The sequence below is a fragment of the Legionella yabuuchiae genome, from assembly GCF_900640115.1.
Lineage (GTDB): Bacteria > Pseudomonadota > Gammaproteobacteria > Legionellales > Legionellaceae > Legionella_A > Legionella_A yabuuchiae.
Genome location: NZ_CAAAIW010000013.1, coordinates 54,532 through 68,408, shown reverse-complemented (window position 1 = coordinate 68,408; position 13,877 = coordinate 54,532). Strand labels below are relative to the sequence as shown.

The following is a 13,877-nucleotide window of genomic DNA, read 5'->3' as shown; positions in this document are numbered from 1 at the left end:
CATGGCTGTATGGAGTCGAAAGCCTCCCAAAGGCCTTATTCTTCACTCAGACAGGGGCAGTCAATATTGCTCGCATGAGTATCAAAAGCTTTTAATGCTCTATGGGATTGTCTGTAGTATGAGTAAGCGCGGGGATTGTTATGACAACGCGGCCATGGAGAGCTGGAATCATAGTTTTAAAGTAGAAGCTATTCATGGGGAAAAGTTTGCAACACGTGCCATTGCTAAAAATCATGTGTTTGAGTACATCGAAATATATTATAATCGGAAACGACTTCATTCGATGATCGGCCATAAATCACCGGAATTATTTGAAGTTAAAAAAGTTGCTTAGTAAAGTGTCCGTTTTTGCGGGGCGGGATCATTTAATATAGTTTCATCATTGAAAATACATTGTAATGCTTTAATTTTTTTGTTCTTAGGTAAATTGGAAATAATATGCAAAATTCCTCTTTTATTGTTAGCCAATTCTTGCAGGCTTATTTGTGCGGAATCTATTTTGTTATGTTCTATTAATTGGTGAACAATCGCATTTAAATTTTGTTTTAATGGATCCCAAAGAAATAAATGTTGTTTAGCACCAATAGCCCATATTGATGCCCCAGTTATTTTTTGGGGGTTTCTTCCTTGTTTTTTCGCCGATCTGTCTTCTGCCAATTGTAATAAATTCGCTGTAGCTTTATTGCAATTACTAGAAAATACATCATCCTTTTCAGGTAAGAGTTTATATTCAATAAAATTATCAATAATTCCTGTTGTCTCTGATGCGTCTTTTTGACGCTCTTTTAGCTTAGGATCCGTAGCTTTTCCAATACCAGCAAGTTCATCCATATAACGAGAATAGATGAGTTGTTGTTGGAATACATCGCGTAATATGTCAGGCTCAATATTTGGATAAGCTTTACTGTTTTGTAATGAAGAACCTTTTTCAAATAAAGTTCTATCCCGTGTTCGTCCACTACATTTTGAATTTTTTGGTAAAACAGCGCCTTTTCTTCCATTAACCAAGGAATTCATTGCTACAATGCATCTTAGCTCACCATTTGGATTAGTGGCTTGTTGTAAGATAGTACGTCTAACATGCTTACTCTTAAGATTCATCCCAGCCAAGCGAGCTTTTTGTGTAAGCAATGCTCGTAGGAAATGTTCAACAGATGAGTATTCTTGACGTTTCATTAATTCAATTGCTTTTTTGGTGCTGGAGCTGATTTTTTTTGACGATGTAACATTTTTTACTATTGTTTTTGTCAACTTAAAACGAGCATGCATAATAGATGCTCCTAAATAGTACGGCTCACCAAAACCAGCTTTTTCAGCGGTTGCTTTTGTCCCAATAACAGCAAATCCGTGTGTCTTAGGTTTAAGTACATATCGACCCAGAGAACTGCTTACATAATATACTGTTTGTTTCCGTAGTTTTAATTTATCAAATTGTTGAATTTCTAATAGCAAACTCTCCCTATCCGTTTCTACTGGAGGTTTCTTGTTTTTTAAACGTTGCTGCGCAATAATATAACTCGTTGATGAAGCATTTTTTTCTGCCTCACCATTCTTTTTAGACGTATCATTAGGCTGATTTCGTTTAAAAATTTTACTCGTAATGTTACCAAAGAACGATCTAATGCTCTGAAATGCTGAGATGACTAATCTAAGAAAAGAGCTATTCGTTACATTTGAAGTGCTCATGTCTGTCATTTAAAAAAATTAACTACAAAATGATTCTTTTCATTTGGAAAAAATCGCCTTCATATTTATCTATGGATTAAAAAAATTTATACCTCTAACCCTATCATTGTAGACCATAAAAAAATCATAATGATTTAAAAAAGTATGCTTTAATGATTAATTTTTAATATTATCAGATTTATCTTATGCTTTTCTTAAGTAAGCTATTTCAAGAATTTTCTTTCTTTTTAAGGGGCTTCCTATCAAATGCTGACTGGGCATGCTTTTGATAAGAGAAAACCCACTAAAAAAGATGTAAACACCATTTATCAATACATAGAACATATCTTGACCCAAAACGTTAAATGCAAGTTTTCATCAATGAATTGAACAATATAAAAAACCACCATTGCTTAAAATTGATCTTAAGCGTGACACCAATCAACCTCTTAAACACGACACTGGTGTTTAATAGAATTTATGAGTATGCTATTCCCACTTAAGGCTTAAATGGAGATTCGCTGTGACAACATCTGTAGTTGCCCGCTTTGAGATTCCTTTTACCCACATTCTAGACCGTCACGGAGAAGTTTCAGGTGAATTGCCAGCATTTGCTGAAAACAAAGATATACTTCTGAACTTATACCGGACTATGGTTAAAACACGTGTCTTTGATAAAAAAGCCATAGCGCTCCAACGTACTGGGAAAATGGGCACTTATGCCCCCATTAACGGGCAAGAAGCCATATCCACAGCTATTGGAAATGCAATGGCGAAGGATGATGTCTTTATCCCTTATTACCGAGATTACGCGGCTCAGTTTCAGCGTGGCGTGAAAATGTCCGAAATCCTTTCTTATTGGGGAGGGGATGAACGTGGTAGTCAATTTGAACATTGTTCAGAAGATTTACCGATTTGTGTTCCAATCGCATCTCAGTGCTTGCATGCGGCAGGGGTAGCCTTCGCATTTAAATACCGCAACCAATCACGCGTGGCTGTGGTGTGCATCGGGGAAGGAGGCACTTCCGAAGGGGATTTTTATGAAGCCATGAATGTTGCCGGGGCGTGGAATTTACCTGTTGTCTTTGTGGTTAATAATAACCGCTGGGCTATATCTGTACCCATAAGCAAGCAAACAGGATGTCAGACGATCGCACAAAAAGCGCTTGCCGCCGGCTTTGAAGGTAGACAGGTGGATGGAAATGATATTTTGGCAACTCGTCAGGTCATTGAAGAAGCTATATCGAAAGCTCGTAGTGGCGAGGGTCCAACTTTGATTGAAGCCATTACTTATAGACTTTGTGATCACACGACCGCTGATGATGCTACGCGCTATCAACCCAAAAATGAAGTGGAATCAGCGCAGTTGAATGAGCCTATTGTCCGCTTTAAGCAATTTTTAGAAAAAAGAGGGTTATGGGATGATCAACAGGAACAAGCTCTGTTAGAGGACTGTGCTTCAGAAGTGCAATTAGCCGTTGATGACTATTTAAGTCGACCAGCACAACCCATTAGCTCAGCATTTGATTATCATTATGACACGCTACCAGAATATCTAGTTGAGCAGCGTGCTGTTGCTATGGAGGCTGCTGAAAATGTCTGATATCACTTTGGTTGAAGCGGTTACTCAAGCGTTAGCTTATGAACTAAAACACGATCCTGATGTTGTGGTGTTCGGTGAAGATGTTGGTAAAAATGGTGGGGTGTTCAGAGCCACAGAAGGGTTGCAAAAGCAGTTTGGCGAAGAACGCGTTTTTGACTCCCCTCTGGCAGAGTCGATGATCGCGGGATTGGCCGTAGGGATGTCGACTCAAGGAATTAAGCCGGTCGCAGAATTTCAATTCATGGGCTTTATCTATCCCGCCATGAATCAAATTATTTCACATGCAGCCCGCATGCGAAACAGAACTCGTGGTCGTCTACATTGCCCCATTGTGTTTCGCGCCCCATTTGGTGGTGGGATCCGCGCGCCAGAACACCACTCTGAAAGTACGGAAGCATTATTCGCCCACATTCCGGGTTTGCAAGTCGTCATTCCCTCTTCTCCAAAGCGCGCTTACGGGCTATTATTGGCCTCCATACGCAATCCCGATCCAGTAATATTCCTAGAGCCTAAACGAATTTATCGCTTAGTTAAGCAGCCGGTCGCAGACGATGGTAAAGCTCTGCCCTTAGGCAAATGTTTTACTTTAAAAGAAGGCACTGATCTTACGCTTATAACATGGGGAGCCAGTGTTCATGAAACACTCCAGGCGGCAAAGCAATTGGAAGAAGAAGGAATATCTTGTGAGGTTATTGATATTGCAACCATCAAGCCGTTGGATATTGAAACCATTTTCGGCTCAGTTGAAAAAACTGGTCGTTGTGTAATTGTGCACGAGGGAGCAAAAACCTGTGGGGTCGGCGCTGAAATATCGGCTCAAATTATGGAATGCTGTATTCACGGACTGCTTGCCCCTGTTCAGCGAGTGACGGGATATGACGTCGTCATGCCCTATTTCCAGCTTGAAAAACACTATATACCGAGTGTGAATCGCATTAAAGAAACTGCACTAAGCATAATGGAGTAACCATGAAATTATTTAAATTACCCGATTTAGGCGAAGGTTTGCCTGATGCAGAAATTCAAGAATGGTATGTTAATGAAGGGGATATTGTAAAAGTCGATCAGCCGCTTGTTTCAATGGAAACAGCAAAAGCAGTCGTAGATGTGCCCTCCCCCATGAATGGTAAAATCGTTAAATTTTATGGTAAACCTGGCGATGTCATTAAAACTGGCGAGCCGTTAGTGGGGTTTGAACTCGATGAGGCTGAGGCTCCGAAAGACAAGGGCACTGTGGTCGGAAACTTAGAAGAAAGCACAGATGTCACAGAAGATAATTTCATAATTGGCTCCTCATCCGCCTCAAGTCGCACCAAGTCGACTCCTAGTGCACGTTTATTAGCAAAAAAGTTAGGCGTCGATATCTCAACATTGAAGGGTACTGGAGATTTGGGCGTAGTCACTCGCGAGGATGTTTTAAAAGAATCTGAACAACGCTCAAAGCCCAAAGAAGGGTTTGAACCTTTGCGAGGGGTCAGGAGAGCAATGCTTACCAGTATGGTGCAATCTCATGAAGAAGTTGTTCCTGTCAGTATTTTTGATGAAGCTGATATCCAGTCTTGGAAAGAAGGTGAAGACATCACGGCTCGATTAATTACAGCCATCGTATCTGCTGCAAAACAAGAACCTGCTTTAAATGCCTGGTTTGATAAAGATACTTCCTCAAGGCGGTGTTTTGAAGAAGTGAACCTGGGGCTAGCGATGGATACCGAAGATGGCCTTTTCGTTCCCGTGATTCATAATGCTGAATCCCTTTCTAACCACGAGCTTCGTAACATCATCAACCAATACAAAACGTCTGTTCGAGAACGAGACATTGCTCCGGAAAAATTGAAAGGTGCAACAATTACTCTTTCAAACTTTGGGAAGTTTGCTGGTCGATTTGCGAGTCCAATTATTGTTCCTCCGGCCGTAGCTATTCTTGCGGTAGGTAGGCTATATGAAGCCGTTGTCTCTAGTAACGGCAATATTGTTGCGCATCGCACTCTGCCGTTGTCTTTAAGCTTTGACCATCGCGCAGTAACTGGAGGTGAAGCGACCCGATTTTTAGGGGCGGTCATTGAGTCTTTACAGAAAACTTAACTTAGCCGTAACTGCTCACCCACCTAATTTCGCCTGACTTCCCGGCTTAATTTACATCGCAGGATCCCGCGGTCAATCCGCGGGAAGTCGGCAGGGGGAGCACTTACACTTAGCCTATGTTTGACATAAAGATCTGAAACGATGTTTATGCCAACTCATTTTGAGTTGTGTTAGTAGGCTGACTTATTAAGTGATGCATCAATTTCATTAAGCAATGCAGCGAGTCGGCAACCGGCGAGCGCTATTCTTTCTTTTGAAATCCGCTTGGCGCGATCTTGATACGCTGGCTTTGGAATGGCATTAGGCTTTACGCTGTAAGCAAAATTTTTGGCATATTGATGAGACTCCTTGGCCCAATGATCTGGGCTTAAATCCATGCTTTTTAGATCACAGGGAAATTGTTGCTCAATAAGCTTTGCCATCCCCTTTATTTGCTGTGATTTGTAATGCCTATGCTCAGACAGCAGGCCGGCTCCTTTGTCCCAATATTGATGTAAATTACTACCCACCTCATTTTTACCTAGCCCTACTAAATTCCCACCCATATCACCAGCAGGATGTTGATGACTGACACGAGAAGCTGCGTGAAGAGGCTGATGTAAATCTCCGGCTACGTGAATTAAAATCCTAAGGCTTAATCCCTTATCAAAATCATTAGCTTTGGAACTTTTAAGCGTTCTGATAGCTTGCTGCATTGCCCATAAAGCATTGATATGCTGAGTTGAAGGAAGAGGACTGTTGTCTTCAGTAAAAAACCAATCTATGTAGTGCAAGTTATTGTACCAATTAACGTCTTGGGATCTTAATCCATCTAACCACACCGCTGCATTTACAAAATTTTGCTGACGATATTCCCGATCCAGGGCGTGATTAAGCTGGTTAAAGTCCCGCTTTGCGTTTTTGGTTAAATGATCGTACGCGATTTGGGCAATCACGCGATGCCCAACAGAATTCCAAGCGTAGACCGTAGTATTGAGGCTGGAAAGAAACAGAACCAGCCCTATAAATAGCATTTTAATCATGCCTTATCCCAAGTACGGAGACCAAGCTGGCTCCTGTACATCTCCATCTCGTGAAGGAAGCCTCATTCTTATTCGCCCATCGAGAGACACCACAGCAAGGACGCCTCTATCCTGATGCTTGGTTGCATAAAGCACCAATCGACCATTGGGCGATACGGTAGGCGACTCATCCATAAGTGATGAGGTCAGGGTATCGACTCTTCCGGTATCCATATGCTGAACACCAATGTTAAATCGCTGATCTTCACGGTGAAGCATCACAATATATTTTTCATTTGGAGTGTATGATGCTCGAGCATTATAGTTACCCTCGTACGTTACTCGATTTACCTTCCCGGTTGCGAGTTCTAAGCGATAAATTTGAGGGGAACCACCACGACCTGAAGTGAATAATAAGTATTTACCATCGGGTGAATAGCGTGGTTCGGTATCAATTGCTTTTCCAAAAGTAAGCTGTTTCATTTGGCCGGTAGTTAAATTAACACTGAAAATATTGGGCGTTCCGTCTTTTGATAATACTACAGCCATCTCTTTCCCATCGGGGGACCAAGCTGGGGCGCCATTTATTCCTGTAAAACTGGTCACTAATCGCCTTTTTCCGGTTTCAACTTGTACGGTATAAATTTGTGCGCGCTTATTTTCAAATGAAACATAAGCAATTTGTTTGCCATCAGGTGACCAAGCTGGGGACATAATCGGCTCTGTTGACATCAGCAAGGTTTGAGGATTATACCCATCAACATCTGCGACTTCTAAGGTGAACTTTCTTTTCGCACCCGCATGTTGCACCAAAATATAGGCGATTCGTGTGGAGAAAACGCCACGCTCTCCTGTGAGCTTTTCATAGACTTCATCGCTAATATGATGAGCCAACGCTCTTAGATCATTGCTTCTGACGTTATAGCTTTTGGTGAGCAATAGTCGGCCATGCGCGGCGGCATCAAATAATTCAAAACGAACGTTAAATTGATTTGAGCCTACTTCTGAAACCGAACCGGATAAAACGCTGTCTGCGCCAGCACTTCGCCAGACTGTTATTGGTAAATTTGCCGCTGAGGTATTGTCACGAGGGGGAACGAGTCGAAACTGCCCAGAAAGCCGCAAGTCATTTCTAATCACCCCAACCACTTCTTTGGCTTGCGAGCTTCCTTGAAATTCATTGACTCCAATAGGAAGCGCAGCATTGACGCCTTGAGTTAATTCCAAATCAAGCGCGTACGTTACATGAGTAACGAAAAGAAAAATAAGTACAACAAAGCGTTTCATGAACTACCCCCTGGCGTTCTCTGGGCGAACCGTTAAACTAATATCTCTAAACACATTAAAAGCATCTGGATCATTGGGCACAGGCAATGGTGATGCCTTATAGATAGCGGACTGCGCAGAACGGTCTAATACCGGATCCCCGCTGCTTCGAATCAGACTAACTTCCAATACCGCACCCGTTGGAGCCAAACGAATCCTAAATTGACTAGATAAACTGGAATCCACATTATCTGGTAAAATCCACTGCCGACTAATTGCATTAATAATCAATGCCTTGTATTTGTCGACTTCTCCAGCAATTCGGGCATTTTTTTCTGCTTCTTTTGCTGCTTGTTCTGCGGCTAATCGCTGCTGACGTTCTTCTTCTGCTTTGGCTTGTTCTGCTTGTTTTCGCTTGAACTCAGCCAACTTAGCCGCTTCAGCTTCTTGCTGTTTTTTAAATTGCGCTTCTTTTTCTTTAATCTCAGCCAGCCTTTTTTCTTCTGCTTCTTTTTGTTTGGCTAATTGCTTTAAACGCTTTTGTTCTTCTGCTAATTTCCGCTTCTGTTCTTTAGCCAATTTTGCCGCCTCTTCCTTAAGGCGCTCCACTCGACGCTGCTCTTCTAGTCGTTGCTTTCTTGCGGCTTCAGCTTGTTTTTTTAAAGCCAATTGTTTGCGTTCTTCTGCTAACTGTTGTTGTTTGCGTTCTTCTTTGAGCTTGTTAATGGTATCCATCACTTCCTGGCTATCCACACTAACGGCTTTAATTGCATTTTCTTCAGGAGAAGGTCTTTTAGGTGCTGGCGCGCTTACTTCGTTTTTTGCACTCAGCATTAATACAGGGCGTTCGCTACTTGGATTAGAAATGAGTAAAATCATTACGACTACGTGCAAGGCTATGGCAAAAGCGAATGCAACTCGATAACTGCGTTGCTCAATCATGCAATACTCTCCTCAGATTGATCGCTTGAGTCCGTTATTAATCCCACCTGCTCTGCGCCCGCTTTTTTTAGCAAACTCATCGCAACGACGACTTTACCATAAGAAACGCCCTGATCCCCTTTGACCAAAATATTGATTGGCGCTTTTGCTTGGCGTGCTAATCCAAGCTCCGCTGCAACTCTAACCATGAGTTTTTGCGGTTCGATTGGCAAATTTGGATTAGCACTGATATTCAAAAAATATTCTCCATCCCGATTCACGGACACAATGATCGGTTCGCGCTCGGTGGTTTGCACAGGTTCACTGGCGGCTTTGGGTAAATCTACAGTCACGCCTTGCGTTAACAAAGGAGCAGTGATCATAAAGATCACCAGCAATACTAACATTACGTCAATATAAGGAACAACGTTAATCTCTGCCATTGGCCTTGAGCGGGAATTGTTTTTCTTTAGCATGATTCATCCTTTTCCAGAGGAACCCATTTGTTGAGTTATAAGCGCTATCAGCTCTTCTTGAAACAGACTATAGCGATCAAGCAACTCATTGGCCTTTGTGGTGTAGCGGTTATACGCAATAACCGCTGGAATCGCTGTGAATAACCCCAATGCCGTGGCGACTAAAGCTTCAGAAATTCCAGGAGCCACCATGGCAATGGTGGCTTGCTGTGCCTGACCTAAGGCTTGTAAAGACATCATAATTCCCCAGACCGTTCCAAACAGCCCGATGTAAGGCGAAATAGATCCTATCGAGGCAAATAAAGGCAAATGTTGCTCAAGTCGGGCGGCTTCTTTCGCGTGACTGATTTGCATTACTCGTTGAATCGGCTCATTAACAATATCACCAAACTTACGCAAACGAAGGAACTCTTTAAAGCCCGTGTAAAATATCGCGGCTAAGCCTTGCTTCTCGTCTGCTCGACTGTCTAATGTAGTATAAAGCTTTGTTAAATCATCTGAATCCCAGAATCGCTGATTAAAAGATTGGTATTGTTGTTTCATTTTCCGAAAATACCAAGCCCGCTGCAATATGAGCGTCCAAGATAGAATGGATGCAGCAAGCAATATCAGCATAACTGTTTTCACTACAAATCCTGCTTGAAAGAAATATCCAAGCACCGACATATGATTAGCCACATTTATCTCCTTTTAGAGCAAAATCTAAAAATTAAATTTAATAAGACTATCTGGCAATCGCTTTGGCTTCAAGGCATCATTTAAGCAAACCACCTGGATGTCTCCTTCACACAGTACTTTATCTGACGGATCGCACATCACCTGCTTAAACAGTAAGCTCGCAGCTCGTTGAGTCGTGACAGAAGTTTTAATGGTTAACAAATCATCTAATCGCGCGGGAGCACGAAAGCGTAATTGAACTTCGCTGATGGCAAATTGCGTGCCATTGTTGCCTAACTCTGGCAAAGAAAAACCGAGCTTGCGTAGTAATTCAGTGCGTGCGCGCTCAAAAAAACAGAGGTAATTCGCATGGTACACGATCCCCATGTGATCAACGTTTTCTGCATAAACTCTACACGTATAAATAAATGATTTACTCATCCGGAAACATTTTCTTTGATGTTATAACCAAAATGCTGATAAGCAGAATCAGTCGCCATTCGCCCTCGTGGAGTTCTCATTAAAAACCCTTGTTGAATTAAATAAGGCTCCAACACGTCTTCAATGGTTCCTTTTTCTTCGCCTATAGCCGCTGCAATACTGTCTACGCCTACCGGCCCACCGGAAAAGCGTTCGATAATCGCCATTAAGAGTTTACGATCCATAACATCAAACCCATTGTGATCAACATGGAGCATATCCAGTGCCAATTGTGCTATTTCTTGATCAATCAAGCCATTGCCTTTCACTTCTGCATAATCACGAACACGACGAAGCAGACGATTGGCAATGCGGGGTGTACCACGCGAACGTTTAGCAATTTCTCGAGCACCTACCTCATCTGCTTGAACGCCAAGTAGTTTTGCGGAACGCTTCACAATATAGGTTAATGCCTCGACCGAATAAAACTCAAGACGTTGTATAATTCCAAATCGATCCCTTAACGGAGAAGTTAATGAACCCGCTCGCGTTGTGGCGCCAATCAGTGTAAATGGAGGTAGTTCAAGCTTAATAGACCGAGCAGCGGGCCCCTCACCAATCATAATATCAAGCTTATAGTCTTCCATTGCAGGATACAGCACCTCTTCAATGACTGGGCTTAGACGATGAATTTCATCAATAAATAAAACATCGTTTTCCTGCAGATTAGTCAAGATGGCAGCAATATCTCCTGCTCTTTCAAGTACAGGCCCGGAGGTTTGACGAAGGTTAACGCCCATTTCATGGGCAATTATATTCGCTAACGTTGTTTTTCCAAGCCCTGGAGGACCGAAAATCAGCACATGATCCAATGCATCTTGTCGCTTGAGTGCGGCATCAATAAAAATCCGCATTTGGGTACAGGCTTCCTCTTGACCAATATACTCATCAAGACGCAATGGTCTAATGGCTCTATCAATTTCTTCTTCAGAATCCGCAGCTTGCACACTGACGAGTCGATCGCTTTCCAACATGATTGTATTATTGTTCGTTAGAAAAAAAATGATTTTACCATAGGTTTTTTGTCCTGGCTTGTGCAAAAAGAATTAGCCAATATTTTTTCTTTTAAAAATAGATAGTTAGAAAAAAAACTTATTAACAACCGCTTGACCATGAAGCGCAAAATTTGATATAGTTTTTGTGCAAATTTTTTTTATTATTTTTTCGAGGTCGATTCCCTTACGTTGTTATGTATACGATTAATCTTTTATCCCCACAACAGAAAGACTTGGTTTTATTAACTCAATTACTGAGAAGCCACCCTAATTTCACTGATTTTAGAACGCATATCATTTTCCCAATTGGGGATCTTGAAGTTTCCCTATCGCATACCCTGGTGGTGCTTGATCGAAGCGATAATGTTTATCAATGTGCCGTCTTAGATAATGAGCCGCTCGGCTCTGGCACCTATGGAGGGGTTTATAACGTCATTGCTAATTTTTCCTTAGAAAATGAAGCGATTAAACCAGAAAAACCATTAGAACAAGAGATGGTTTGCAAGGTACAAGTCGGCTCAGAGGAGAGCAGAAATGAATTTGAAATGTCTCAAAAAGCCCCTCACCTAGGGATTTATCCGCAATATTTTTTCAGCCATCAGTATCTTGATAATTGTTGTTATCTATTTTTGAAAAAACAGCCGGGAAAAGATCTTTTTGAATTATTAAACTCCCTTGAACCAAAGCTTTGGGATCCTGGGTTAAACGATCGATTTGAATTATCGATCAAGTTGCTTACCGCCTTAAAGGAACAAATCCATGATCATGGACTCGTACATCGAGACATTAAGCCTGAAAACATTATCGTTGCTTTAGAGAATAATACGTTCACAGTTAATATTATTGATCTCGCTTGCGTCTGCTTAGCAGGTCATAAGCCAAAATATGTCAATGGTACGCCACTATACATTGCCCCTGAGTGTTATGATTCCCGTGGAGAATGTCTTTCTCCCCCTCCTCCAGCTGATTACAAGCTAGATGTATTTGCCGCTGCGGTCATTTTAAAAGAGTTATGGGCAGAGTATGATTTACCTTGGTCGTCCCTCTTTCATGATGATCATGATAAAAATCTAAAACATATATATACCACTTATCTACGTGGAGAGAATTTAACTTTTGATGAATATAAATCATTATTTAAGGTCATACTTAGCATGGCTGAATCTGATCCAAAAAAACGAATGCATCTTTCTGAGGCCATAACCAATTTAATTCACGTAAGGGATTTGGTTTTTGAGCGACATCAACGTGAAGAATTAGAACAGCTAAACGTACCGCAACCAGGCCTTGCAAGGGTTCAGCGGCGCTACAATCCTGAAGAACATGCACCCTCTGCGGAATTACCAGAATTAGCTGCTTCATCTCAAGCCTTTAACAGCAATGTAACACCAGTACAAGCCAAGCACTCATGGTGTTCATTCTTTATGCAAAAAACCACCCCACCACTAAAGATGCATCCAGTAGAGTCTTCCGCTAGTGATGTGCCTCAATTACAAAGGAATATCACTCATTCGTGTTAAATGAGCTGTTTAAAACAATCGTTGTAAAGGTAATACATTTAAATAACTATGAAACACTCTAATAGAATTATATCCCTTGATGTTTTCCGAGGCCTTGTGGTCGCCGCAATGATTGTGGTTAATAGTCCTGGATACAACACTAGTTTTGCTTGGCTTACTCATTCATCCTGGCATGGGTGCACGCTAGCGGATCTCATTTTTCCCTTTTTTTTATTTATTGTTGGGATTTCTCTGGTTTTAGCCCTTTCATCTTCATTGAAAAATCCTGAAAAGAAACGAACAATACTTATTAAAATTATAAAGCGTGTTTTTTTTCTTTTCACCATTGGGTTGATCCTTAATCTGATCCCGAGTCTTAACTTTGAAACCCTACGTTTTTATGGAGTATTGCAACGCATCGCTTTGTGTTATTTAGTCGCGGGGATATTGTTTCTCTATGCCAGCAAATTTTCCCACATTGTTTTGACCATCGGTATTTTAATAAGTTATTGGTTGATTATGACCGTTTACCCTGTCCCTGAGTTTGGAGCCGGCGACCTATCTCCTGCTGGAAACCTTGCTGCCCTTTTGGATAGGTTATTATTTTCACCCACGCATTTATATGGAACGTTTTATGATCCCGAAGGATTTCTAAGCACCTTTCCCGCGATTGCCACTACCTTGTCCGGTCTGATATTTGGTCGCTGGTTTTTTAATAGCTCAATGAATCCTGAACATAAAGTCTACAGAATGCTATTAGTTTCTTTGGGTTTAAGCCTGGGTGGCTATGCATGGGGGCTATTTTTTCCTATTAATAAATCGCTTTGGACCAGTTCTTATGTTCTTTGGGCTGATGGCTGGGCGTTGTTATCTTTTTCAGTGTTATACTGGATCATCGACATTAAGCAATGGAAAAATGGCTTTTATCCCTTAAGACTTCTGGGGCAATATGCGCTGAGCGCTTATGTTCTACACGTACTTTTTTTAAAAATACAAGTGTTCATTAAAATTAAACAACTCAATGGTAGCTTTATCAATCTAAAACAGTATCTCTCTAGACTATTGTTTGGATGGGCACCTGATAACATTTCTTCTTTATTATATGCGCTTAGTTATACCCTCTTTTGCCTTGGCATCATCGCGCTATTTCATATATATACCCGTGATCCTTCAAAATGAGTGATTTAAGCTTTTCCTTTTCCCCCACCACATCTTAAGAACTCGCAAGAGAA

General features: G+C 41.5%; 14 protein-coding genes. 6 read left to right on the top strand and 8 right to left on the bottom strand.

Going from position 1 to position 13,877, the window contains the following annotated elements:
* A partial coding sequence (locus E1O47_RS12420) for an IS3 family transposase (protein ID WP_133130481.1) occupies window positions 1–334 on the top strand: 334 nt, incomplete at its 5' end.
* On the opposite strand, the gene E1O47_RS06645 is transcribed toward E1O47_RS12420, so the two are convergent.
* Window positions 331–1,686: a hypothetical protein gene (locus E1O47_RS06645; protein WP_133130480.1), complete on the bottom strand. Its 1,356-nt coding sequence runs from the start codon at window positions 1,684–1,686 to the stop codon at window positions 331–333. The genes E1O47_RS12420 and E1O47_RS06645 overlap by 4 nt on opposite strands.
* A gap of 502 nt (window positions 1,687–2,188) precedes the next feature.
* On the opposite strand from E1O47_RS06645, the gene pdhA reads away from it, so the two are divergent.
* From pdhA to E1O47_RS06630, 3 genes are read left to right on the top strand one after another with little or no spacing between them, the layout of a single operon-like run.
* On the top strand, window positions 2,189–3,268 hold the full coding sequence (pdhA, locus tag E1O47_RS06640) for a pyruvate dehydrogenase (acetyl-transferring) E1 component subunit alpha (RefSeq protein ID WP_133130479.1): 1,080 nt from the start codon (window positions 2,189–2,191) through the stop codon (window positions 3,266–3,268).
* Entirely contained in the window at window positions 3,261–4,235 is a 975-nt protein-coding gene (locus E1O47_RS06635; protein ID WP_133130478.1) for an alpha-ketoacid dehydrogenase subunit beta, read from the top strand. The genes pdhA and E1O47_RS06635 overlap by 8 nt, the downstream gene beginning before the upstream one ends.
* A gap of 2 nt (window positions 4,236–4,237) precedes the next feature.
* The gene (locus E1O47_RS06630) at window positions 4,238–5,350 is read left to right on the top strand and encodes a dihydrolipoamide acetyltransferase family protein (protein WP_133130477.1); all 1,113 of its coding nucleotides are present in this window, start codon (window positions 4,238–4,240) and stop codon (window positions 5,348–5,350) included.
* A gap of 170 nt (window positions 5,351–5,520) precedes the next feature.
* On the opposite strand, the gene E1O47_RS06625 is transcribed toward E1O47_RS06630, so the two are convergent.
* The 7 genes from E1O47_RS06625 to ruvB are packed head-to-tail and all read right to left on the bottom strand — an operon-like array spanning window position 5,521 to window position 11,125.
* Window positions 5,521–6,372: a S1/P1 nuclease gene (locus E1O47_RS06625; protein WP_133130476.1), complete on the bottom strand. Its 852-nt coding sequence runs from the start codon at window positions 6,370–6,372 to the stop codon at window positions 5,521–5,523.
* A 3-nt stretch (window positions 6,373–6,375) separates the two neighbouring features.
* Window positions 6,376–7,638 (bottom strand): Tol-Pal system beta propeller repeat protein TolB, encoded by a 1,263-nt coding sequence (gene tolB, locus E1O47_RS06620; protein WP_133130475.1) that lies wholly within the window; start codon window positions 7,636–7,638, stop codon window positions 6,376–6,378.
* Window positions 7,639–7,641: 3 nt separating this feature from the next.
* Window positions 7,642–8,559 (bottom strand): cell envelope integrity protein TolA, encoded by a 918-nt coding sequence (gene tolA, locus E1O47_RS06615; RefSeq protein ID WP_133130474.1) that lies wholly within the window; start codon window positions 8,557–8,559, stop codon window positions 7,642–7,644.
* Window positions 8,556–9,014: a protein TolR gene (gene tolR, locus E1O47_RS06610; RefSeq protein ID WP_133130473.1), complete on the bottom strand. Its 459-nt coding sequence runs from the start codon at window positions 9,012–9,014 to the stop codon at window positions 8,556–8,558. The genes tolA and tolR overlap by 4 nt, the downstream gene beginning before the upstream one ends.
* Before the next feature lie 3 nt (window positions 9,015–9,017).
* Window positions 9,018–9,692, bottom strand: a complete 675-nt coding sequence (gene tolQ, locus E1O47_RS06605; protein WP_165475054.1) for a protein TolQ — start codon at window positions 9,690–9,692, stop codon at window positions 9,018–9,020.
* 24 nt (window positions 9,693–9,716) lie between these two features.
* The gene (locus E1O47_RS06600) at window positions 9,717–10,112 is read right to left on the bottom strand and encodes a YbgC/FadM family acyl-CoA thioesterase (protein WP_133130472.1); all 396 of its coding nucleotides are present in this window, start codon (window positions 10,110–10,112) and stop codon (window positions 9,717–9,719) included.
* Complete coding sequence (ruvB, locus tag E1O47_RS06595) at window positions 10,109–11,125, bottom strand: Holliday junction branch migration DNA helicase RuvB (protein WP_133130471.1); 1,017 nt, start codon at window positions 11,123–11,125, stop codon at window positions 10,109–10,111. The genes E1O47_RS06600 and ruvB overlap by 4 nt, the downstream gene beginning before the upstream one ends.
* Before the next feature lie 215 nt (window positions 11,126–11,340).
* Between ruvB and E1O47_RS06590 the strand changes: the two genes are divergently transcribed.
* On the top strand, window positions 11,341–12,666 hold the full coding sequence (locus tag E1O47_RS06590) for a protein kinase domain-containing protein (RefSeq protein ID WP_133130470.1): 1,326 nt from the start codon (window positions 11,341–11,343) through the stop codon (window positions 12,664–12,666).
* A gap of 48 nt (window positions 12,667–12,714) precedes the next feature.
* Complete coding sequence (locus tag E1O47_RS06585; protein ID WP_133130469.1) at window positions 12,715–13,824, top strand: acyltransferase family protein; 1,110 nt, start codon at window positions 12,715–12,717, stop codon at window positions 13,822–13,824.
* Window positions 13,825–13,877: the final 53 nt, after the last annotated feature.